At 53.9% G+C, this 20161-nt stretch carries 13 protein-coding genes; 5 read left to right on the plus strand and 8 right to left on the minus strand.

What is annotated here, in order from left to right; translation table 11 throughout:
* Positions 1–56: 56 nt before the first annotated feature.
* Complete coding sequence (gene dacB, locus AF70_RS00585; RefSeq protein WP_028941088.1) at positions 57–1517, minus strand: D-alanyl-D-alanine carboxypeptidase/D-alanyl-D-alanine-endopeptidase; 1461 nt, start codon at positions 1515–1517, stop codon at positions 57–59.
* Between the two features lie 771 nt (positions 1518–2288).
* Between dacB and AF70_RS00590 the strand changes: the two genes are divergently transcribed.
* Positions 2289–4850 (plus strand): UvrD-helicase domain-containing protein, encoded by a 2562-nt coding sequence (locus tag AF70_RS00590; protein WP_050438326.1) that lies wholly within the window; start codon positions 2289–2291, stop codon positions 4848–4850.
* 171 nt (positions 4851–5021) lie between these two features.
* Here AF70_RS00590 and AF70_RS00595 read toward each other — a convergent pair whose 3' ends face one another.
* The gene (locus AF70_RS00595) at positions 5022–6896 is read right to left on the minus strand and encodes a UvrD-helicase domain-containing protein (RefSeq protein ID WP_028941090.1); all 1875 of its coding nucleotides are present in this window, start codon (positions 6894–6896) and stop codon (positions 5022–5024) included.
* Entirely contained in the window at positions 6893–9193 is a 2301-nt protein-coding gene (locus tag AF70_RS00600; protein ID WP_028941091.1) for an AAA family ATPase, read from the minus strand. Before AF70_RS00600 ends, AF70_RS00595 begins: the two co-directional genes overlap by 4 nt.
* Positions 9194–9668: 475 nt before the next feature.
* On the opposite strand from AF70_RS00600, the gene AF70_RS00605 reads away from it, so the two are divergent.
* Entirely contained in the window at positions 9669–13577 is a 3909-nt protein-coding gene (locus AF70_RS00605; RefSeq protein ID WP_028941092.1) for a hypothetical protein, read from the plus strand.
* Positions 13574–15652: a hypothetical protein gene (locus AF70_RS00610; protein ID WP_028941093.1), complete on the plus strand. Its 2079-nt coding sequence runs from the start codon at positions 13574–13576 to the stop codon at positions 15650–15652. The genes AF70_RS00605 and AF70_RS00610 overlap by 4 nt, the downstream gene beginning before the upstream one ends.
* Positions 15653–15798: 146 nt before the next feature.
* On the opposite strand, the gene AF70_RS00615 is transcribed toward AF70_RS00610, so the two are convergent.
* The 5 genes from AF70_RS00615 to AF70_RS00635 all read right to left on the minus strand — a co-directional run bounded on the left by AF70_RS00615 (position 15799) and on the right by AF70_RS00635 (position 18648).
* Positions 15799–16143, minus strand: a complete 345-nt coding sequence (locus tag AF70_RS00615; protein WP_028941094.1) for a hypothetical protein — start codon at positions 16141–16143, stop codon at positions 15799–15801.
* 319 nt (positions 16144–16462) lie between these two features.
* Positions 16463–16807, minus strand: a complete 345-nt coding sequence (locus AF70_RS00620) for a YggL family protein (RefSeq protein WP_007971486.1) — start codon at positions 16805–16807, stop codon at positions 16463–16465.
* A 138-nt stretch (positions 16808–16945) separates the two neighbouring features.
* Positions 16946–17749 (minus strand): DUF6694 family lipoprotein, encoded by an 804-nt coding sequence (locus AF70_RS00625; protein WP_028941095.1) that lies wholly within the window; start codon positions 17747–17749, stop codon positions 16946–16948.
* Positions 17750–17867: 118 nt separating this feature from the next.
* Positions 17868–18092, minus strand: coding sequence for a hypothetical protein (locus tag AF70_RS00630; protein ID WP_028941096.1), 225 nt, complete (start codon positions 18090–18092; stop codon positions 17868–17870).
* Between the two features lie 100 nt (positions 18093–18192).
* Positions 18193–18648, minus strand: coding sequence for a helix-turn-helix domain-containing protein (locus AF70_RS00635; RefSeq protein WP_028941097.1), 456 nt, complete (start codon positions 18646–18648; stop codon positions 18193–18195).
* Positions 18649–18823: 175 nt separating this feature from the next.
* On the opposite strand from AF70_RS00635, the gene AF70_RS00640 reads away from it, so the two are divergent.
* On the plus strand, positions 18824–19555 hold the full coding sequence (locus tag AF70_RS00640; RefSeq protein WP_028941098.1) for a metallophosphoesterase: 732 nt from the start codon (positions 18824–18826) through the stop codon (positions 19553–19555).
* Between the two features lie 198 nt (positions 19556–19753).
* Positions 19754–20056 carry a hypothetical protein gene (locus AF70_RS00645; protein ID WP_050438327.1) on the plus strand — a complete coding sequence of 101 codons (303 nt, stop codon included), beginning with the start codon at positions 19754–19756 and terminating at the stop codon, positions 20054–20056.
* Positions 20057–20161 lie beyond the last annotated feature (105 nt).

Genomic DNA, 20161 nt, shown 5'->3' on the forward strand with positions numbered 1-20161 from the left:
GTTGCCCTGCAACATAGAATCTCCAACATTGGATCTGAGGTGTTCTATGGATCCGGTTACAACACCGATGCCGTGGTCGGCAGCTTCGGCTGGCGATACAGGTCCAGCAGCACCTGATCCAGCACCGAAGACGCGCCAAACGGAGCCTTGTCGTTAAGAATCGCCACCACCGCCCAGGTATTGCCATTGACATCGCGGCTGAAGCCGGAGATGGCACGCACGGTGTTCAGGGTGCCAGTCTTGACGTGGGCTTCACCGGTCATGGCCGTGTGTTTCAGGCGTTTGCGCATGGTGCCGTCGGTGCCGGCAATCGGCATCGAGCTGATGAACTCGGCGGCGTACGGGCTGCGCCAGGCGGCTTGCAGCATTGCGGCCATTTCACGTGCGCTTACCCGTTCGGCGCGGGATAGGCCGGAACCGTTCTCCATCACCAGGTGCGGTGATGTGATGCCTTTCTGCGCCAGCCACTGACGCACCACACGCTGGGCCGCTTTCGCGTCATCACTGTCGGCGTCGGTGCGGAATTTCTGGCCCAGGCTCAGGAACAACTGCTGAGCCATGGTGTTGTTACTGTATTTGTTGATGTCGCGAATGATTTCCGCCAGGTCTGGCGAGTAGGCCCGGGCCAGCACCTTGGCGCTGCTCGGCGTCGGTGCCAGACGATCCTGGCCCTGGATGCTGCCGCCCAATTCCTTCCAGATCGCGCGCACGGCGCCGGCGGTGTAGGTCGCGTGGTCGAGTAGCGACAAATAGGTCTGGGAGCTGCAACCTTCGCCCAACTGGCCGCCGACGGTCACGGTGACGCTGCCATCAGCCTGGGTCACCGGGTTGTAGCGCACGCCCCCGGTGCATTGCTTGGAGTTGAGTGCCTTGACCTGATTGTCGATGCGGATGCTGGCAATCGGCGGCTCGACCGACACCAGGACCTTGCCCGAGTCGTTGCGGGCCACGAAACGCAGGGCCTTGAGGTTGACCAGCAGTGCGTCGGGCTTGACCAGGAACGGTTTGTTCTCGTCATTGCCGTCGTCGTTGAACTCGGGCAGTTGCGGTTGCACGAAGAAGCCGCGGTCGAGCACCAGGTCGCCGGTGACCTGGGTCACGCCATTGGCGCGCAAGTCGCGCATCAGCAGCCAGAGTTTTTCCATGTTCAGCTTCGGATCGCCGCCACCCTTGAGGTAGAGGTTACCGTTGAGGATGCCACCGCTGAGGGTGCCGTCGGTGTAGAACTCGGTTTTCCACTGATGGTTCGGGCCTAGCATTTCCAGCGCCGCATAGGTGGTGACCAGTTTCATGGTCGAGGCCGGGTTGACCGAAACGTCAGCGTTATAAACGGTTGGGGTGCCCGGGCCGTTAAGCGGGATCATCACCAGCGACAAGGCGCTGTCCGGCAATTTGCTGGCCTTGAGGGCCTTTTCAACGTTGGGCGACAGGGCGGTGTTGATCGGCGCGGCGGAAATGGGGAGAGCCAGGGGCAGAAGAAGGCTGGCCAGCAGCAATGGACGCAAAGATTTGATCATCTGAAATAAAACCCTACAGCCGAGGGGGAAAAAGACGAGGGCATGGTGATAAATTCCCTCAGCGGTCATGAAAGTGTCGGCATTATGCCCCAAGGTGCAAGGGCTTGTGCCGCACCTTGGTCGACTAATCCGCTATTTTTTTACCGACGGTAGACGTCGCGCCGTTCTGAGGCGGGTAATCGGCGCCTTAAACTGCTAAAGTGCCGCCCGTTATTACTTATGAGGATTGTTCCAATGGCGACTAACCGTTCCCAGCGTCTGCGCAAAAAACTGTGCGTCGATGAATTTCAAGTTTTGCTAATTAGCAAAAAATAGTCCGAATGTTGTCAAAAACGCTTTATCGCTTTTTCCCCTAATTTCCCCTCCCCAGCATTCTGCCGCTTTCAGCCACTCCCACCCTCGGGATGTGACACGGTAGCGCAGTGACTCCCGCAACACTTGGCAACACTCCAACCTCTGTCACCCAGACATTCCGCTCACATCAGTAAGCCAAGATGGTCGTACGTTTGAAAGCTGACCAGGCCAGCAAGAACGCGGTAGAAATTTACGGTGTGCCTAGCGTTCTTTACCCTCACATCGTCCCAGAGTGAATACCGTGAGCATCTGACCTTGCCCGCTGCGTTTGAGCTCCGTTTTCACCCTTGGTAACCTCTCCTGCGCCTGCGATCCCCAAACCGCGTTACTCGGGCGGTGTATTCTGATTGTCGCCTTGTCGCCTTGTCGCCTTGTCGTCATTAGTTTTTAGTCATGCCGTAGTGGAGAGGTAACGTATTGGAAGTTCCAGAGATTGGTTCGAATATCAACGATCAGCCAGACCCCCCCCTCTCAAAAAACCTATTTCACCGGCTAATAAACAGGGCCATGGATGCGGCGGGCCTCCAGCAGACTTCCGCGTGGCAGGCTGGTAGATCTTTTGGGCATCAGAATGGGTATCGACTAGGGTTTGATGCGGGGCGCCAGGCGGGTACCGAGACAGGCAAGGTTGAGGGGCGTGCTCTAGGGCTGCGTGAAGGCAACGTCTCCGGACATCACGAAGGCCGTATGGTCGGGTTTGATGAGGGCCATATTGCTGGTTTTGATGAGGGGCACAAGAAAGGTTACGAGGAAGGTAAGCTTGTCATTGAACTGCAGCCTGGGCCATCTCCTACAATCGGGGCTCCTGGTGTACGTGAGGACGTACTGTTCAAGGACTGGAGCTTCCCCATCACCGATGAGTTGGCGGAGCAGATCCGCGCAGATGTCATAGCTCGACTTCCCAAACAGATCCCGTCTAAATCCCAATGGGAAATGATCCTCTCCAAAACGCCCACCACTTCTGTGGTGGCAGGGGCCGGGAGCGGAAAATCCACTACCATGGTGCTCCGCCTGTTGGTGCTGCGTCACTACCTTGGGATCGAATTTAAGAATATGACCGTCGTAACCTTCACCGTTGAATCCAAATTGGATTTCGCGAAAAAGGTGAGGGAGGTGTTTAAGCACTGGAAGTACGACATTACCGTCGAGGATTCGCTTAAAATCGTTCGAACCTTCCATTCGAGGATTCTTTCGTTTGCACGCTGTTTGCCGGGCATGAGCGATGTAGCACCGTTCGAGTTTTTGGAAAAGGACGGGAGTACCAAGGAAAAGGGGTCGATGTTCCAGGTGAAGATGGGGGAAGCCCAGCTAGCACTGATGAACGATTGCTACATGAAGTTGTATGACTCCAACCCGGAATTCAAAGCACTGATCGGCAAGTTGTACAGCCATTCGCTTGCGATAGAGAAGATGAGTGCTGAAAGCCCTGAAGCGCTCAAGGCGCAGCGGCAGGCTCGCGATCTAGCCAAGGCAGACGAAGACATCTGCGACACGCTGGAGCGCACCTGGCGAGCAGCAGGCAAATGGCCCATTCAGGGAATCGAGCCCTCTCGGAAAGTGATCCGACTCCTAGGGCAGGACTTTCAGGTTAACGGCTACATCTCTGAGATCGATGCGTTCGTTATTCTAGGCGTAGACCGCTCTGAGGATAGCGAGCTGAGGGCGAAGGAAGGGCGCTGGCAGTACCTCACGTATGACGTCAAAAATAAGCTCATACTTTTCCAGGCGCACTGTTCCCGGCCTGTAATCTTCCTGCGAAGCTATATGGATGCTGACAAGTCGATTGAGGTGATCAAAAACCTCGCGAACACTTGCCCGAAATTTAACTACAAAATTGAGGGGGATATCGTCCCTCAGTACATCACCGAGGCGTTTTATAGCGCAGCGTCGTACATGGAAAACCTGGGGCTGGACGTGTTCGAAGCCATCCGAGCAATGCGTCTTCGCAAAGACGATCCGGATCGGGATTTCTTCCATGCGCTGGCGATCTACTGGAGCAGCTTCACGCGAATGCTGTTCCACATGTCTCCGCCGATCATGACATTCAACACCATGTTTGCATTGTTCAGCGAGCGCAAGCCTCACAACCTTCGGGTGTTAACACCCGGTGTCCTCCAGCCGATGACGACCTTGCTAGTTGATGAATTCCAAGACGTAGGCGCCAATACGATCTCATGGATTCGCGCAACATTTGCCGAGATCGAGCGACGTAATCTGGTCGTCCCTACGAAGGGGCGGGCGGCACATGCATCAGTCATGGCGGTTGGCGATGACTGGCAAAGCATTTATGGCTGGCGCGGCAGCTCGCCTCACTACTTGCTTGAATTTGACAAGGTCTTTGAATCACCAGTACCTAATCAAGTTTTGATGCAGGAGAATCATCGTTCGCATCAGATGGTGATCGATGCCGCCGAGGAAATTGTGAAGCGCACCCCGGGACTCGATAATAAGCATGGCACCGCTATGAACCCTGAGGTCACGGAGCACCAGGTACCGGTCAAAATCCAAGATCTGGAATGGAAACAAATAGCTGCCGATGTCGAGCGTCATTACGATGCTGGCGACTCCATTCTCGTACTTACGCGTTCCAACTCTGTGAAGGAAGAGGCACGTGATGAGTTGAAGGAACTGGTTGAGCGATCCCGATTTGAGAAACGCTCCACCCAAATCAAGTTCTTGACGTACCATTCCGCCAAAGGCCTGCAGGCCAAGGCGGTTTTCCTGTTAGGCGACTGCGACTTGAAGACATCGTCGCCGTCAAAAAATGATCTCTATGCGCAAGCCGGGCTTAGCAGGCCGGGAGATCCCTGTGGATACGACACGGCTCAAAGCGAGGAGGCCTTGCGCACAGCTTATGTCGCCATTACGCGGGCGATCACGTACTGCTACTGGTACCTGGAAAAAGATGAGTCGAGGCCTGCGCTTGAGAAAGCGAGCCGCCATATCAAAAAAACTGAGCCTTATTGGAAGATGGGCTAAGAGACGATGCAGGGTTTACCCGAAGGTTGAGCGATCAGCAGAATATTTGATACAGCTTGAAACGTTGGGCAGTGCTGTCGTGGTTTCGCTTTGAGTACTAGCCTCAGCGGCGCAGCAAGATGCGCGGAGATGAGACCAAGCGCCAAGTGGCGCCTGGCTTGTGTCGCTTGATCAAATCATAACCACTTCGTCAGCAGTCAGCCATTCGGCCTCTATCACCGAGGCTCTGGCCACTTCCGGTTGAGCTGTATACACCACGATCGCCAAACTTTCCTCGGCACGACTGCAGGTGACGTAAAGCAGGCGGCGTGTTCGAGAAAGGGAGCTGTCTTTGCCATCGCGCTCGTTTCTGATATCAATTTCAGAGGCAGGCTTTACGCCCAGCAGTTTGTCGTAGCTGAAGAGGAACCCGCCAGCTTCTTCGTCATTGATGATCACCATGACGCGTGGAAATTCCAAGCCTTTGACGCCTTGGTGTGTGTCGAATGGCGAGAGTTCATCGGCGTAATCAGCAAGGGCAGCCATCTCTGAATAGGGGCGCCCTAACAGCATGCGATAAGCGTGGGTTTCCAGCGCTTCACGATCTGTCGTCTCCGGTGGGGCCTCATCGGTGGCACCTGCCAGCATCGCCTCGATCAACCGATCTGGAAGATCAAGCAGGCTGGTTTCAAAGAGTACTTGGGCTACGGCTTCGATCAGTGGGTCGTGATCGTTGCTAAACAACTCACACAACGTTTGGACTGCGCTTCCGACTTTTTCTAGTAGGGCCAATTGGTCTGGCGCGTCTTTCATATAACTCGGGTCAAGAAGGGGGGAGCGGAGTCGTACGGCCTCCATGAGCGTAAAGGAATCTTTCTGAGCTGCCTGGAGAATGGGGGCGACGCGCTCAAAAAATAGTTTGAGGATGGGCAGCGTCCCATCCAACAGTCCCGTGCGAAGGTGATCTACGTTGTAGAGCGGCGTGAATACACCTTCAAATCCCATGCGGCGTCCGGCCATCTTGTGTTCGAGAATGAGCGTCTTCCTGCCCGCAGTACCGCTTGCCCAGGTCGGATCACCCGTAACCTCTGCCATACGCTCAGCGATTCTAGCTTCCAAGCTGAAGTCTTGGCCGGGCGCTTGCTGAGTGCAGAACATCCGCACAGTTCCTTCAATGGCACCAGGCTTTGGTTTCTGCTGGTGAGTGTCGGCATTGGCACGGATGACATTGATTAAGTCAACAATGCGAGTAGGACAACGCCGGTTCATGCGCTTTTCCGGCTTGGCCCAATCATCAGGAATTGATTCGTCTAGGCGCTCCTTACCGTCGTTGTAGATGCGTTGCATCATGTCGCCAAGCAGGCCGAGGCAAAAACGATCTGACACTTGGGCTTGGACTCGAAGAAATGCGTCCATGAGTGGGCCATTGGTGTCCTGACTTTCATCAATCAGCAGAACAGGATGACGATCTGCGAGAATGTTGAGCAATGGCGGCTCAGGAATGAACTGCGCTGCCATCTGGATGACCTCGGTGTGGTTGAGGGCTTGTCTGCCCCGATTATCTCCCGTCGGACTGTAAGTGAAGGTTGGGATGTTATCGAGGTCATTCAGGCGACGAGCTTTGCTGTCTCGACTTGCCTGGTTTGCCAATGAGGTCTTGTTGGGCTGTCTAGCCCGGCGAATCTTGTCGTCCAGCTCTGCGATATCGTTTGCCAGCTTGACCCTCAACCACTCACGTATGTCGTCGTTGAAGCCTTGAATCATCTTCCAAGAAAAGGCATGGATGGTGGAGACCACTACCAGCGGATCGAACTCAAGTCGACGCGCGATCTCATCGCGCGCGGCGTTGGTGTAGGTGATGATCGCAATCTGACGCCCCTCGAACGTGAGGCGTTGCCGTTCTCTGTCCTTGAGCGATTTCACCGCCATGACCAACGAGTACGTCTTCCCTGATCCTGCCCCTGCGTACAAGAAAAAACTGCGTGGTTGCTCAAGGTTCAGACATTGCTCGATGATGCAATCAGCGCTCGGTGCATCATCCATTTCGATCTCCGTCGTGACGATCATTGGGCGGTTACCTCAATGCTGGCGGAGGGAATGATCAGAAGCTCTTTGCTCTTCTTCTTGAGCTTGTCTTCGAGCCATGTCAGGCCTTCGCGAATGTACTCTGGCACCAAGAGCTTGGCGAAATCAGGGTCTTCCAATACCTGCAGCGCGAACTCCGCTTTATCTCCGCCTCGGAGTTCATCGAACAGCGCAGTTCCCAAGCCCAATGCTGTTTCGGCTTCGCGCAACGCTTTGGCGAATGATCGTGTCAAACCGCGACCACTCTTATTCGCAAAATGCTCGGCATTGCTCAGTACCAAGCTGTCCTCGAACGTATTCGGGAGAGTTTCCACTTCTTCATTCGTAAGGGGGAGGCGAATTGTGATGGGCGTTTGATAAGCGATCCTGATCGAGAACAGATCGTCGATCTGCTGAGCCTTGTCATCGAATGCTAAATTCAGCAAGGTGTCGACGTCATGGCCAAGATTGCGAGCCATCATCCAGTGGCGCACGGTGGGATTGTTGGTGCGCTGCTGCGCATTGCGCTCGACCGGTTTCGCCACCTTCAATAAACCTGCATCCAGGTCGGTGATCACCAGAGTGATAATTCCCAAGGCGTCGACCAGTGGGCGCAGCCGGTGCGCATGACTTCCGCCAATGTCCAAGATGGTGATGTAGCAACGATCCAGGAAGGGGAAATGCTTTCTCAGGACATGAGGCAGCATCATGCGTTCGGCAGCGCCTTCAACGAGAATCACTGCGTCCGCGAAGAAAAGATCGGCATGCTGAGCGCGCAGGTAGCGGGTAACAAATGCCTTGGTCTGGTTCTTTTTACCGAACACGGAACTTAGGTTCGAGACGGTCGAGACTGGGATTGGTATACCCGCCATCCCTGCTGGGAGTCGGCGGAAATAGCGCAGATTTTCGTATTCCGTCTCATGGGCGACATGGCTTGAGTGGGAGCTGACAACCAACTGGGTTTTTAGGTTCGGGTATTTCTCAAGCAATGGGTCGGAGCACAGCACATGGTAGGCGTGCTTGATGAATGCTTGTTGCACCTGAACGTGCAGGTGGGCTTCAGGCTCTTCGATGAGGATAAGGTGGATGGGTTCTACGCCCGAGGCAGTTTGCTCTTCCACATTCTTGTATTTTTTAAGCCATTCATCACGAAACGCCATGAGCTGGAAAATCATTGAAATCAGGTTTTGATAGCCCAGGCCGTTGGAGGTCTCGGGCAGGCGCAGTGCCGGAGCACCAGGCGCCCCCGCTACTGAGTCAAGCTCGAACAACACTGCAGCTTCGTGATTCATCCCGTCGGTGGGGGCAAGCCGGGTCTCTACCTTGATGGCTGGATCGGAATGGTTGGGGTAGCCCAGGCCAGCAACTTCTCGCAGGGCAGGAGCAAAGCTTGAAGTTAAACGGGTATCAAACGCTGACTGGGCAGCTTGGATCGCCGTGAGCGCTTCTAAGTCCGAAATGTCCGGACTGTCGCCAGGATCTAGATGTCGAGTGTAGTAAGCGCGTAGTTGTTCGGTGAGCCGTTTACCCGATCCCCCTTTTCCTTCAGTCACGCGTTCATCAGCACTGTCACCAAACCCGCGTTGAGCATTGATCTCATGCACGCGTATGAGGTTGTCTAAGGGGTTGCGCTCAAGTGGAATCGCACTCGTAGCCAATGGCTGCTGATTGGCATGGCGAGTGTCGGGATCAGGATCCCTTAGCTGAGAGGGATCGAGGCGATACCATCGCACTACGAAGGTGTTGCCTAGACGCCGGTTGAGGTAGTCGTGCAGGCCCTGTGGCCAAAGGGGTAGAACAGGCGGTGATTGGTCAGGTTTCGTTTGATTAAGGATCTCCTGCTGCAATTGCTTTACCCGAGTGCGCTCTTTGCGATAGTCGGTAAACAGCGCGGGCATATCCTTGGGTTCGAGCCGGAATCGCATTCCAACGTGCCCACCTTTCCAGGCAAAATTCGGGATTAAATCCCGAATGAAATGCAGTTCACCTTCCTCTGCCTTAACCCAGATATCCAGCGTGGGCAGCCATTCTGCCCAGTCGTTTGCCGCCGGGATCTCGAAATCGTCGCCCGCGACCTCCCACGCCTCGCCAATGGCATCAATAGCCGCAAGGTGTGAGAGCGTCAGATCCTGCAAACGAAACGCTGATGCCTTGGAGAGCAGAAACTTTCGCAGTGCCAGCATCGCGGAGGACTTACCGCTGTTATTAGCGCCGACAAGAAGGGTGGTGGTGCAGGCGAGATCGATTCGAACAGACAGGAGCTTGCGGAAGTTCGCAATTTCCAGATGCTGGATGTTCATGGTTTCTTCCCTGATGACTGCTCAGCGGCGGTTTGCCTGGCTGATGGGTCATAAGACTCTAGCTGAGCCAATTCTCAACTCCAACTAGATGCAGGTACTCCTTCTGAAGAAGACATTCCTGAAAAGGTGTTTCGATTTTCCTAGTCAGCGATCAGTGCTTCGAACAGAAGCTCGCTCGTTGCGGCGCATCGGAGTTTTTTAGCCTCTGTCATGCCAATCACTATGTGGCGAGTAGCAGATCGTTCTGGACGTATGGATGGGTTTCTTCACTAGTACTTCAGGCTACGAAAGCTGACGAGGTGGAGAGCCAGAAGCCTTCCAGGATTGCCGCTGAGGTTCATGGTAGAAAGTGTTCGTTGCCTGTGGCTGTCGCCTAAAGTCTGAGCCTGCACGCTTGCAATTTGTCGGTTATGTCAGCAACCTCGACAGCTGAAACTATTATATTGCCATCATCCTGAAGACGGTGAGGTCATCCATGGACGGTCGCATCAGTGCTGCTCTCAGCCATGAAATCAACTCGCATCGGGCTCGCTTGGCGCCCTTTTTCGATGGCAATAGCAAACCCAACCCGTCCGTAAGCTTTGCCAACGATGGTACTGGGTTCGGCAAGTCCTATAACGTGTTCGATCAGTTCGTCGAGCATTCCGCCGTTCGTAACGAAAGCGGTGGTCATCGCAATCTGTTCTTCATCACGCCACACAAGGCGCAGATCGACGTTTCCCAGGTCACTCAGGATAAAGCTGCAGAGCGCGGCGTCAGTATTTTGAGCTTCTTGGCTGAGCGAGACCTATCTGATCTGAACTTCGTCGGCTGGGTTTCCAAGGTACGCAACGAAGACCTTTACATCGGTTGGATCAGTGCCCTTAACTCCGACTACTACCGGGACGCAGTCAGCGAACTGAGCAGTGCGATCAACGGACTCAAAGCGGCAGAAGCTGAGCACACGCGCTACCTAAAACTGGAAGATCCTGACCACCTGCGCGACATAGAATTGCGGCGCCGAATTGACGCTTCGAAAAGCCGTCTGCTCTTTGCGCTACAGGGGCTGGCTAAAGCGGTTATCAGGGAGAAAGTCGGCTCTCAATTCGTGGCCACTGAAGACCGCTTTAAGGGGCCTCAGAATCATCGGGAGCGTGCGAAGATTGAGGTGATCGACCATGTGCTGCCGTTCGAGCGGGCCAAGGTAGGGCCAACCATCTTCATCGCTACCACGGCCCGATTTTTGAAGCGCGCGTTCATCGCCTACACCGACAAAAGGCGAGAGCCGAACATCAAGAAGCTGAGCTTCGATGCGATTCTGGGAGCTAAGCGTTCACCCACGAATGCCGAGGAAGAGGCTATCGCGCCCATTGGTGCGGCCTGCAGCTTGTCGCACAATGAGCAAATCGGATACCTCAAGAACGATTTTTTCATCTCGGACGAGGCAAATTTTTTCAAGATTCACGGCATCACGTTCAACCTCGTCGTGGATGAAGAACACGATAGCTACGACAGGATTTTCGAGGAGAGCAAGATAAAGCTGGTCAACGAGAGGGTGAAGCCACCTCATGTGATTGCTGGCCTGCATCGCCTCATGGAAGTGATTTCAGAAGAATATGGCCCCGACGATGACGAACCCATCGCGTTCGACGAAACGGCTGAGTTAATGCAGGATCTGCGTCAGCACTATGAGGAGGACTGCCAAGCTAGTGTCCCTCTCAATACCATCCTGAAGATGTGCTCTGGCAACGTCGGCCATATCACTATCGACAATCGCGATGTCGAACAGATCCTTTCGCTGTCTCGGAATATTTTCAGCCTCACTCCAAGGCGTTTCTACAACGAGGATGCGCTCAAGCGAATCAGGATGCGGTCGGTGTGTGGTAACAGTGAGATCCGTCTGTATTTCGATGATGGGAGCCCCTCTGAAGACCCCACCTTGCACGACTTCCTGCAGGTCATGCTCTGCGCCCTGTATGCCTGCTCCAAAGTCCCTCAGAAGAGTCAGCTGAGGCAACTCTTGGAGCTTGGCCACGAGGCCAGTCAGAACGCGCCGTTACTGGAGTTCATCAAAACCTCCAGGCAGCATCGTTCTTACGTAGCCTCGGTTTTCGATCGTGCTAAGGACGCAGAAATATTCGTCGATGCGTTCTTCACCTTTTTCGCACCGAAGATTGTCTTCTCGCTCATCAAGGTCGAGGAAATCCCTTTCGGTGGTGAGGCGGTGAAGAACCGGGTCTTTGTTGATTTCCATCTTGACCTGATCCTTGAGCTCCCCGAGGTCAAGCTGCTGCGTATTCTGCACGCCACTCAGAACAGTGCGATGTGCTTGAGCGCGACTACGGGTTTCAGGAATTCCTATTCCGGCAATTTCTCAAGAAGGATGCTGTTCCGATACGGTGAGGCTCAACCTGACAACTTGGATGTTCGCGTCGTTCAACGCTCCGAAGCTGATGTAGGCGCGATGTCAGATCTTCGGGCTGCCCGTGCCAAAGCCAGGACGATGGAGGTGAGGCCGTTCCACAAGACATCGGCTGATGACATCAGTGGGTTGCGTAGTGAACCAACCTTCAAGAGCGTTTTCAGCTTCTGGTCAACCAACCTGTTGCCGCCAGGCTTTCGCGATAACAAGTATCGGATGTCCGCCTACCGCCGGCAGATCGAGGCCATGCTTATGGCAGCGTGGGACGGCAAAAATACCTTTGTTCTCTCACTCAACAATCGCTTTGCCGAACTTTTCAAAAGGCTGTTTGCACAGGGGATCGAAAGCCGCATCAAAGGGCTGTCCCGTCAGTATCAGGACAAAATTTTCGAGCTAAGGCCATTCGATGGCAGAGCCAAGATACGGGTCATCTTGTTCAGCGCTCAGCTGGCCAAAGAGGTCAATATTGATGAGTATCTCAAGGTGGATGCCGATACCCGTATTTGCCTGATTTCCTCATACGGCAGCGCTGGTACTGGTCTCAACCTTTTCGTTGAGCGTGCCGAGGATGGCTTCCACCACGATTTTGATCGACTCATCTTGGTAAACACGCCTTTCTACAGCGCCATCCGTGAGAAGGACACCGGGCTCAATACCGTCAAGAACCACATTCTGCTGCTCAAGCACATTGCTTCGGGGCAGAACGAGGCCGTTCGATTGTCTCAGTTCGATTCGAACCTGATGCAGCCCAAGAACCGACGTATCTTGAATCAGGAGCACGACCTTGCAGTGCTCAAAGCCATTATCCAGGCTGTCGGGCGTGTTGAGCGGCGTGATACCCATCTTCATACCGAGATATTTCTACCAAGTGATGTCATTGACGACCTGGTGGTGAGGTACAGCAGACTTCGGCGGGAGGGCAATGACCTGCTTATTAACAGTCTGTCGCTGCTCAATCATAGGCTCATGCAGTTTTGCCTACAGCAAGCGGAGGGGCGCTGCTTCGCCAATCAGGAGGAGCGTGAGCTGTTCACCGCCAAGGTTGCCGCTGACGCTGCGGACATCGATAATTTCTTCACCGGTGCCTTCCGGAACAAGATCCTCAAAAGCGCCCGGGAAGGTGATCGCGACGCGATGATGTTTAACGAGATGCTCAGATCTCCCGAGAGCATCACGGCACCTGAGAAATACTTACGTAAGCTGCAGTCGTCGCCACTGGTGAAAGCCTCCAGTTACTACCAAGACGTCATCAAGGCTTTCTACTTGCCAAAGGCGGTCACGGAGCGCGTCACCGTCTGCACGACCTCCGAGAGCTTCAATCACTTGAGCGACCTGCTGCATGGTCACACCGTCTACCAGCCTGGGAAATGGCTTGTCCCAGATTATGTTCGCAACGATGGCGACGACCGAGATCCGGGAACAGGCATCATCAACCTCGCCTGCAACATGGCTACTGAGGGAATTGATGTTCATCTCCCTAATCCCGCGCTCATCCCACTGCTCAAGGGTAACGTAGGGGAGTTCATCTTCTCCAAAGTGCTTTCTGCGCTCGGGATTACACCTCTCAGTCTCGATGAACTCATCGAGCTATTGGGCCCGGCGGTTTACGAAAGCTACGACATTTTTGTAAGGGCCCAAGATATGGTCATCTGCATCGATGTGAAGCGATGGTCGGCCAGTCTGGATAGCGAGGAGCTTTCTCTGAAAACGCTTCACAGGGCAGAAACCAAGCGCTTGAACATGCAGGTACTGTGCGATCGCCTGAAGCTCACTCCTCGCTTTCTTTATGTCAACACACAACCGGATGACAATGCTCTTAACGCCGAGCGAGAGGCTACTCGCGGCGAGTCGATCCATTTCCTCAACGCCTTCAAGGTCATCACCCGGTACGTGCCGCAGAGCGAAGTGGGAAGCACCCACAGGGTGGATGACCGTCTGATGATTAATCCCACATTGGTACAGCTGCTAAGGAACGCGCGATGACTCCAATAAACCGTCTGGAAACTGGCTCTGCCGGAAAGGCACGCACCAACATGCTGAAGCTGCCTGGCGACCTTAGCGGCATCATTGACCGTTTGTCAGTCCTTGAAGAGGGACACGGGCACATCCAGGCAGCGGTGGTTGAGGTGACCAGACAGTTTGGTGAGGAGCCTGAGGTGTATTACCCACGGGTCGATGCCACCATCAAGGACTTCATCCGCAAAATGCTGGGTGTGCCTGCGTCGACCCAGGTGCATTACAGCAAGTTCAGCGGCAAGAAGGGGATCTTTGGCTTTCTTTACCTGAGCATCCATGCGCCGGCACCTGGCCACGTGCGCCAAGTGATAACCGAGCACTCACTCAACCCCAGTTATGCAATCCAGGCATTGCTGGATCTAAAGCTGAAGCTCTCGTACCTATCGGATGTGCACAAGCATTACGAAATCGCCCCGGTCGAATACAACGCGAATCTGTACCTTGGCTTGGTGTTCAGTCGTACTGCCAAAAACGGTAACGACGTCTTCGAGGCTTTGGAATACGATCTGTTTTTCTCGAAGGAGCAGGAGCTCGTAGTCAACCTCAGACGGGCAGTCATGGAGTGCGCCGCGTCTGCAGACTCTGTGAGCAGACCAGTCACTGACTCCGGTATGTTGATGTTCGATTGGAGTGGGAAACGTTACCAGCGTGTACGTTCCCTCAACGCGACCACGAATACAGATCGCAACTACATGGCGTTCGCCACTAGCAATCCCGAGGCGAAGGCACTCGACCTGTATCACAACAGCATCAATTACCACCAAACTGACTGCCTGAATCGCATAGAGCGCCTTCTGATCCGCGCCGGTATTGAGTTCAGTCCGCTCGTGTATGAAGCCACCCATCAGGTCAGGGCGTTCCTGGAAGGACTGACGAGCATGTCAAATCCGCTCTGGCTGCTCGATACAGCTCAGGCGGGCAATGAAGCTTGGGAAAGCACCATTGCCACCCTGGCCGATCAGTTCGGTGCGTGTAAGGTGCTAAGTGGTGAAGGCCTGCCTCTACCCACTGAGCTGGCGGTCGGCAATACCAACTACCTGGTCGTTAGCGCAAAGGTTAAGACAGCCGGTAAGAGCAAGAACGGCTCCAGCATTTTCCAGCCCAAGGGGGAGGAGATGGAGGCCTACAATAGCTTCTGGCAAGCGCTTCGCGACAGCCAGCGTACTCCTGGTGCGCAGTTCGATTACTACACGTCGGTGAAGCTGCATCGCTTCAAAACATCCGTCGATACCATCTGCCAAGGCATCGACGTCGACCTCAAAAAGAAGCCTTCCGCATCGGCTATCGAGAAATGCTTGCAGGAATTGGCACTCAAAGAGTCAATTTTCCGAGACAAGTCCGTGACCATCAGCGGCGCAACATTGCCTGATCATGCGCTGCAGTTGGTGAGCTGCCGAAGGGACTGGAACGAGAACGTCTACATCCAGGTGCTCGATGTGACCGTAAGCGGCGAGACCATCAAGATCGAGCGCTCGCGCCGGTTTGATGATACATGCAAAGGTGAGTTCAATTATGAGTACAAGCAGTTGGGCGCCGTTTTCGGTAAGGAAGATGCCAAGGCTTTTGACGTCCTTTGGAACAAAGCGTTTTTGATTCGAGACATGCGCTCGAATACATGGCTGAATGCGTACAACACCATTCGCGTACCCTCGATTATCGGTAACACGCTATTCGACAATCAGGAGCGCCAAGATGATGGTACGTCACCGTCCCGTCAGGTTCGCGCCGAGGTGGCTTCACTGCCGTACTACATCACACCCACCAAGCAGAACCAGCGTCACAGCGTGTTCATCCAGGACAACGGCTTGGAAGGGGCTTTGTACTTCGTGGCGTCAAATAAAGCCACAAACGGAACCATTGCAAAGCAAAGCTTGCTGTACAACGTTGTGATCACCGACGAGGTCGGTACCCGCATTCCTGTCCTGAACAACCCATTGGGCGAGTTGTTCTTTTCAAGCTTCACCTACGACATCGTGAGGCTACGGGAGGCGGCCAAAAGCTCAATCTTCCAGAAGATTGTCGAGGTCTGCCTACACAACTAGCTCGGGGAGCAGCAAAGTTGGGCGAGGGGCGCGCGAGCTGGCGGCTTTTTGCGACAGGCACAATGGCTACTGACTTGAGTCGAATAGTGATCAGCGGTTCAGCTCGAACAAGCAGCGCCCCCATGAGCTCTGCGCAACGTTTGGTATCACGGCATTTTTTCGAGAAAAGTCAGGTTCAGCAGGGCGATTGGCAAGGGGGCGGCGCTAAAACGAATTTTCGTCGTCTCTCGATCTTTCGATTTGGTACGCTTCAGATGCGACAAAGCCAAAACTGCCAAAGCCAGTGCGACGATTGAGTGGATATAGGTATCTGGAGGGGGTGTTTCCTTGGGGAGCGTGCCGAGAATGGCCTGGCACTGCATGAGGATCGGAGAGCTGCAGATGGAGATGTACCCAGCGCTTAACACTGAAACCAGCGTCAGGATGATTGAGCCAGCTGGGTTTGCAAAAAACTTCGAAATCGCAACCCTGCTTCTACTGTCAACGGACATAACCTGAGCTTCCCTTCATTGGATCGACGCCGCAGGCGGAGCAGCGCTTATATGAGAGTGGCCATCATATTGTAATCATGGGTAAGTCATCTAGCGGGCGAGACCAGGGTTCCAAGCGCAGTATTTCGTTGTGAGGGGAATGGAGAGGCGGTAATGCCGGCAGGCAATGACAAGAACCGGGGCGTCCCCCGTGATTGATCGCGGGCGGTGGCGGGCTCGAATACGGGAGGGATTCGGGGAGGACTCAATTTGGTGGTAAAAAGCGCGTTTCATGAGCCAGAAACAAAAAGGGCCATCACGATGGATGGCCCTTTGAACATCAAGCTACCGGATTGATCGGCTTTTCCGGGTACCAGACGTCCAGCAGTGGGCTGACTTCAACGCTGGTCAGCTCGGTGCGGCCTTTGAGCCAGGCTTCAACGGCAGCGCGTTGTTCGGCGCTGACCGAGCCACGCTTCTGCAGGCAAACCAGACCGTAGTCGTCGCCGCCAACATAGCCCAGACCGTTGGCTTCCATGGCTTCTTTCAGGAATGCGTCGAGGAATGCATCGATTGCCTCGTCAGCCAAATCTTCCTTGAAGTCCAGGTTCAGCTCGAAGCCCAATTCCTGGAACTCGTCTACACAGAGCTTTTTGCGCAGACGCTGGGAACGGTTAGTGGCCATTGAAACAATCCTCTTAAGTAATAACGCCGCGCATCTTACCAGCTAAGCGAGATGCCTGCCTGATTGAGTGACGCTGATTGTAGGGGGAATCGGCTCGCTGACATGGTGTATCTAGTCAAGCGTGTCTTACAGGGCGCGTCATTGTGCGTATTTGCTTTTGAGCGCTGAGAGCCTGGTGGCATCTCGTTCGGTAAATGAGCCGGCATCAAATAACGGCTTTCCATCAGCACCATCAAGTCGTTCGACAGTTACAGTGAAAATCGCGTCCTTTGGTGGTTCCACCTTGCCCCAGTCTGAAAACTGATTAGGTGCGAGGTTCCAAGATTGGGTTTCGCCTGGTTCCAGACCACCATTGATTGAGTAGTTGAACGTTTCGACAAGCCAAGGCACTGAGCGTCTCGGAGAAGCAATAGTACCTTTGAAATACGCTCGCGATACGGCGCTAGCAGTTCCGTTGGTCACCGTTATTTCGATAATAGGTTGGTTGCCAAGGCCATACTCCTTGGCCTTTTGATAGAAGCGAGACTTCGAAACCTCAAAGCTTGCTAACTCGGTTTTGGCTGCTTCGGATTTTTTCTGCTTTTCGGCAAGCTCCTGAATTTCCGTCAATGCCTGCTGCCGCTCTCGCTCTGCACGTGCTTGACGGACTTGGTTCGCTTCATCAGAAATCTGCTGGGCTGTCTTCCCGTTAAGAGCGGCAAGCATGTCTGCCGACACGTCTTCAGCATTTTTCTTACCCTGAAAAAACTGAGATATATCGAGCCCTTGGAATGCAAGTACCATTACGTCAGAGGCGAATTGCTTGCGCTTGTCCTCAGGCAGGCTCGCGGCAACCTTTGCCGCAGAGTCTTTAAAAGCTTGCTGTGAACTACCGTCGAGCTTCGGCTCACCGCAACCAGCCAATATCCCCGCCATTAGTGCTACACACATCAACCGACGCATCTGCATTCCCTCTCAGAAAACTGAAGGGCAGCATATCAAAATGATGTCGAAATGCGATTGGCGCGGGGTAAGTCAGATGAGTATTTTGTGGCAGTCGTCGCGAACTCCCTCTTAAAGATCAGTATAGGGACGTCCCCGCATCTCCCCCCAACCTCGCAATCCCTTGCTTGATATGCCCGGCGTTCTCACCAATCCTCTCAAGCGCAACGCGCGCATTCTCACAAGCCTCAGATGACCCCCGCTGCTCCTCCACCAGGACGAGCTCCATCAGCGCTGCTTCGATCGCCAGTTGATTTTCGTACATTCTTGCCAGTACGTCGGGAAGGGAATATTGCTCGGCCATGACTCGACTCCGTTCGAATGGAGAGCAAAGCATAGCAGTGGTTCGATGGTGGCCAGGAATGGCCAACGGGCGAGGGCGTCAGCAAGAAAGAACAAAAAGCTTATTCCGAGCGATGCCAATGACGCTGAACCGTGGTCTTTGCCATCCCCAGCTTCCTCGCGACTTCAGCCCGCGAAAAGCCTTGCTCCTTGAGCGCCTGGACGGTCTTTCGTGCCTGGGTCGCAGCAGTAACACGAGGGTGAGGTGTTTGCTCAATTTCCAGCGGGATCAAGACCTTCAATAACGCGAGCGATTTCAGATCCTTTTCAGCGATCTTCAGGACGTCACCGGCGCTCAGTTCGTCCTGCGCTCCACAAACGAGTGCCATCAGCGCAACGGGACTTATCTCCAAAGCGTCGGCGAGCTCAATGATGGCGTCGAGACTGGGAGAGGTCTTTTCATTTTCGATACGGCTTACATGCGATTGATCGACCTTTTTACTCAGCTCTTGCTGTGTGAGGTCTCGCTTTGCTCGCAAAAGCTTCAGCGCTACGGCAAATGCAGTGCGGACAGACATTTTTCCGTTCCGTAAAAACAGAGCTGTATGCCGTGATTGCCATGATCCACTCAAATGTATATATTCATATAAGTGGATCTAGCGGCTCATTTGTGCGTTAACAATCTATGGGGGCTCAGCCACGCACCTGTCGTCAGGTATTTCAATTTAGCTGTAAATCGAGATCGGAATACAGATGAAGCTTTACGTGCTTTCAGATCTGCACAACGAATTTTCTCCGTTCGAGCCTGTGCCAGGGGATTACGACCTGGTCGTGCTGGTGGGTGATATCGATGTCAAGGCGAGAGGGGTGAGGTGGGCCAATGAGGTCTTTGCGCGCCCGGTGATTTACGTGTGCGGTAACCACGAATTTTATGGTGGGCACATTGATTACACGCTGCAAAAAATGAAGGAGCAGGCTCTACCGAATGTCCATGTTTTAGAGAACGAGACCTTTGTTTGGAACCAAACACGGTTCCTTTGTGCAACGGGCTGGACTGACTTTTCGTCCAGCGGGAACATCGCTGCAGCCACCCAAACTGCATGGGATTGGATGAATGATTTTCGAGTCATTCGAACTGGAGAAAATTATCGTCGGTTGCGCCCGTCCGACCTGATCAGTCGAAACCATGCGTCATTCGCTTGGTTGACCAAGGAGCTTGATGAGCCCTTCGATGGCAAAACTGTCGTCTTGACGCATCACGCGCCCGTTCCTGAAGTCATGGGTGACAAACACGAAGGACACTTGAGTGCTGCTTACTCAAACAGTTGGCACAGACTTCTGGATAAAGCGGATCTTTGGATTTTTGGACATACCCACCGTTCAATCGATGCCATGTTCGGGCGATGCCGTGTGGTCTCGAATCCTAGGGGTTATCCAGGTGAAAAAACGGGTTTCAATCCAGGCCTTGTCATCAGCCTTTCGTGAGCTCACTGAGATGGCCGTCGACTTCGGGCTTCTATCAATCTGCTCAACGATTTTGACGCGCACACCGTTTAAACACTTGTCCTCAATGAAGTGTGCAAGGGCAGCCAGTGACGGTGTAAACAATATGGGGGGAGGGACACGTGCACACAAAAACTTGTTCCATGGAGGCTCAGCCTCAGCGCTCAGGTGTAACCCCGCATGAATGAGCCTCTACCGAGCATTCCCGCCGCAGTGACAGCAGCAATGGCGATCGACTTCGGAATGCCTATCACGGCTTATCTGGTGGCCGCCGTTGATACCCCACCGATACTCATGGGAACGGTGTTTGGCGATACGAAGGGGCGATTTAGAGAAGGCGCCAGTATCAGGACATCAAGGATACAAAAGGCGTTCTTCATCGAGGGCTACTCGTTGTTCAAGACGGTCGGTGGAAGCCTCTACGTCGTAGTGAGCTGGGTACCTCCCGGGAACAATCTTTACATGAATCGCGTTTACCACTGATCGATCAGCGGGAGGCAGGTTTCTGGCTGGAAATTGAAGCTATTGCGTGCGATCGGAAACGACGCAGGAAAATTAATATCTGCTTGGGCTATCGAAAGGACGAGC

Origin of the sequence: Pseudomonas sp. KD5 (genome assembly GCF_012932895.1) — a bacterium.
Lineage (GTDB): Bacteria > Pseudomonadota > Gammaproteobacteria > Pseudomonadales > Pseudomonadaceae > Aquipseudomonas.

Coding starts and splice junctions, on each gene's coding strand:
- AF70_RS00645 (WP_050438327.1), top strand. CDS start 19,754: ATGAATGAGCCTCTACCGAGCATTCCCGCCGCAGTGACAGCAGCAATG.
- AF70_RS00595 (WP_028941090.1), bottom strand. CDS start 6,896: ATGATCGTCACGACGGAGATCGAAATGGATGATGCACCGAGCGCTGAT.
- AF70_RS00620 (WP_007971486.1), bottom strand. CDS start 16,807: ATGGCCACTAACCGTTCCCAGCGTCTGCGCAAAAAGCTCTGTGTAGAC.
- AF70_RS00635 (WP_028941097.1), bottom strand. CDS start 18,648: ATGTCTGTCCGCACTGCATTTGCCGTAGCGCTGAAGCTTTTGCGAGCA.
- AF70_RS00605 (WP_028941092.1), top strand. CDS start 9,669: ATGGACGGTCGCATCAGTGCTGCTCTCAGCCATGAAATCAACTCGCAT.
- AF70_RS00630 (WP_028941096.1), bottom strand. CDS start 18,092: ATGGCCGAGCAATATTCCCTTCCCGACGTACTGGCAAGAATGTACGAA.
- AF70_RS00610 (WP_028941093.1), top strand. CDS start 13,574: ATGACTCCAATAAACCGTCTGGAAACTGGCTCTGCCGGAAAGGCACGC.
- AF70_RS00640 (WP_028941098.1), top strand. CDS start 18,824: ATGAAGCTTTACGTGCTTTCAGATCTGCACAACGAATTTTCTCCGTTC.
- AF70_RS00615 (WP_028941094.1), bottom strand. CDS start 16,143: ATGTCCGTTGACAGTAGAAGCAGGGTTGCGATTTCGAAGTTTTTTGCA.
- AF70_RS00625 (WP_028941095.1), bottom strand. CDS start 17,749: ATGCGTCGGTTGATGTGTGTAGCACTAATGGCGGGGATATTGGCTGGT.
- dacB (WP_028941088.1), bottom strand. CDS start 1,517: ATGATCAAATCTTTGCGTCCATTGCTGCTGGCCAGCCTTCTTCTGCCC.
- AF70_RS00600 (WP_028941091.1), bottom strand. CDS start 9,193: ATGAACATCCAGCATCTGGAAATTGCGAACTTCCGCAAGCTCCTGTCT.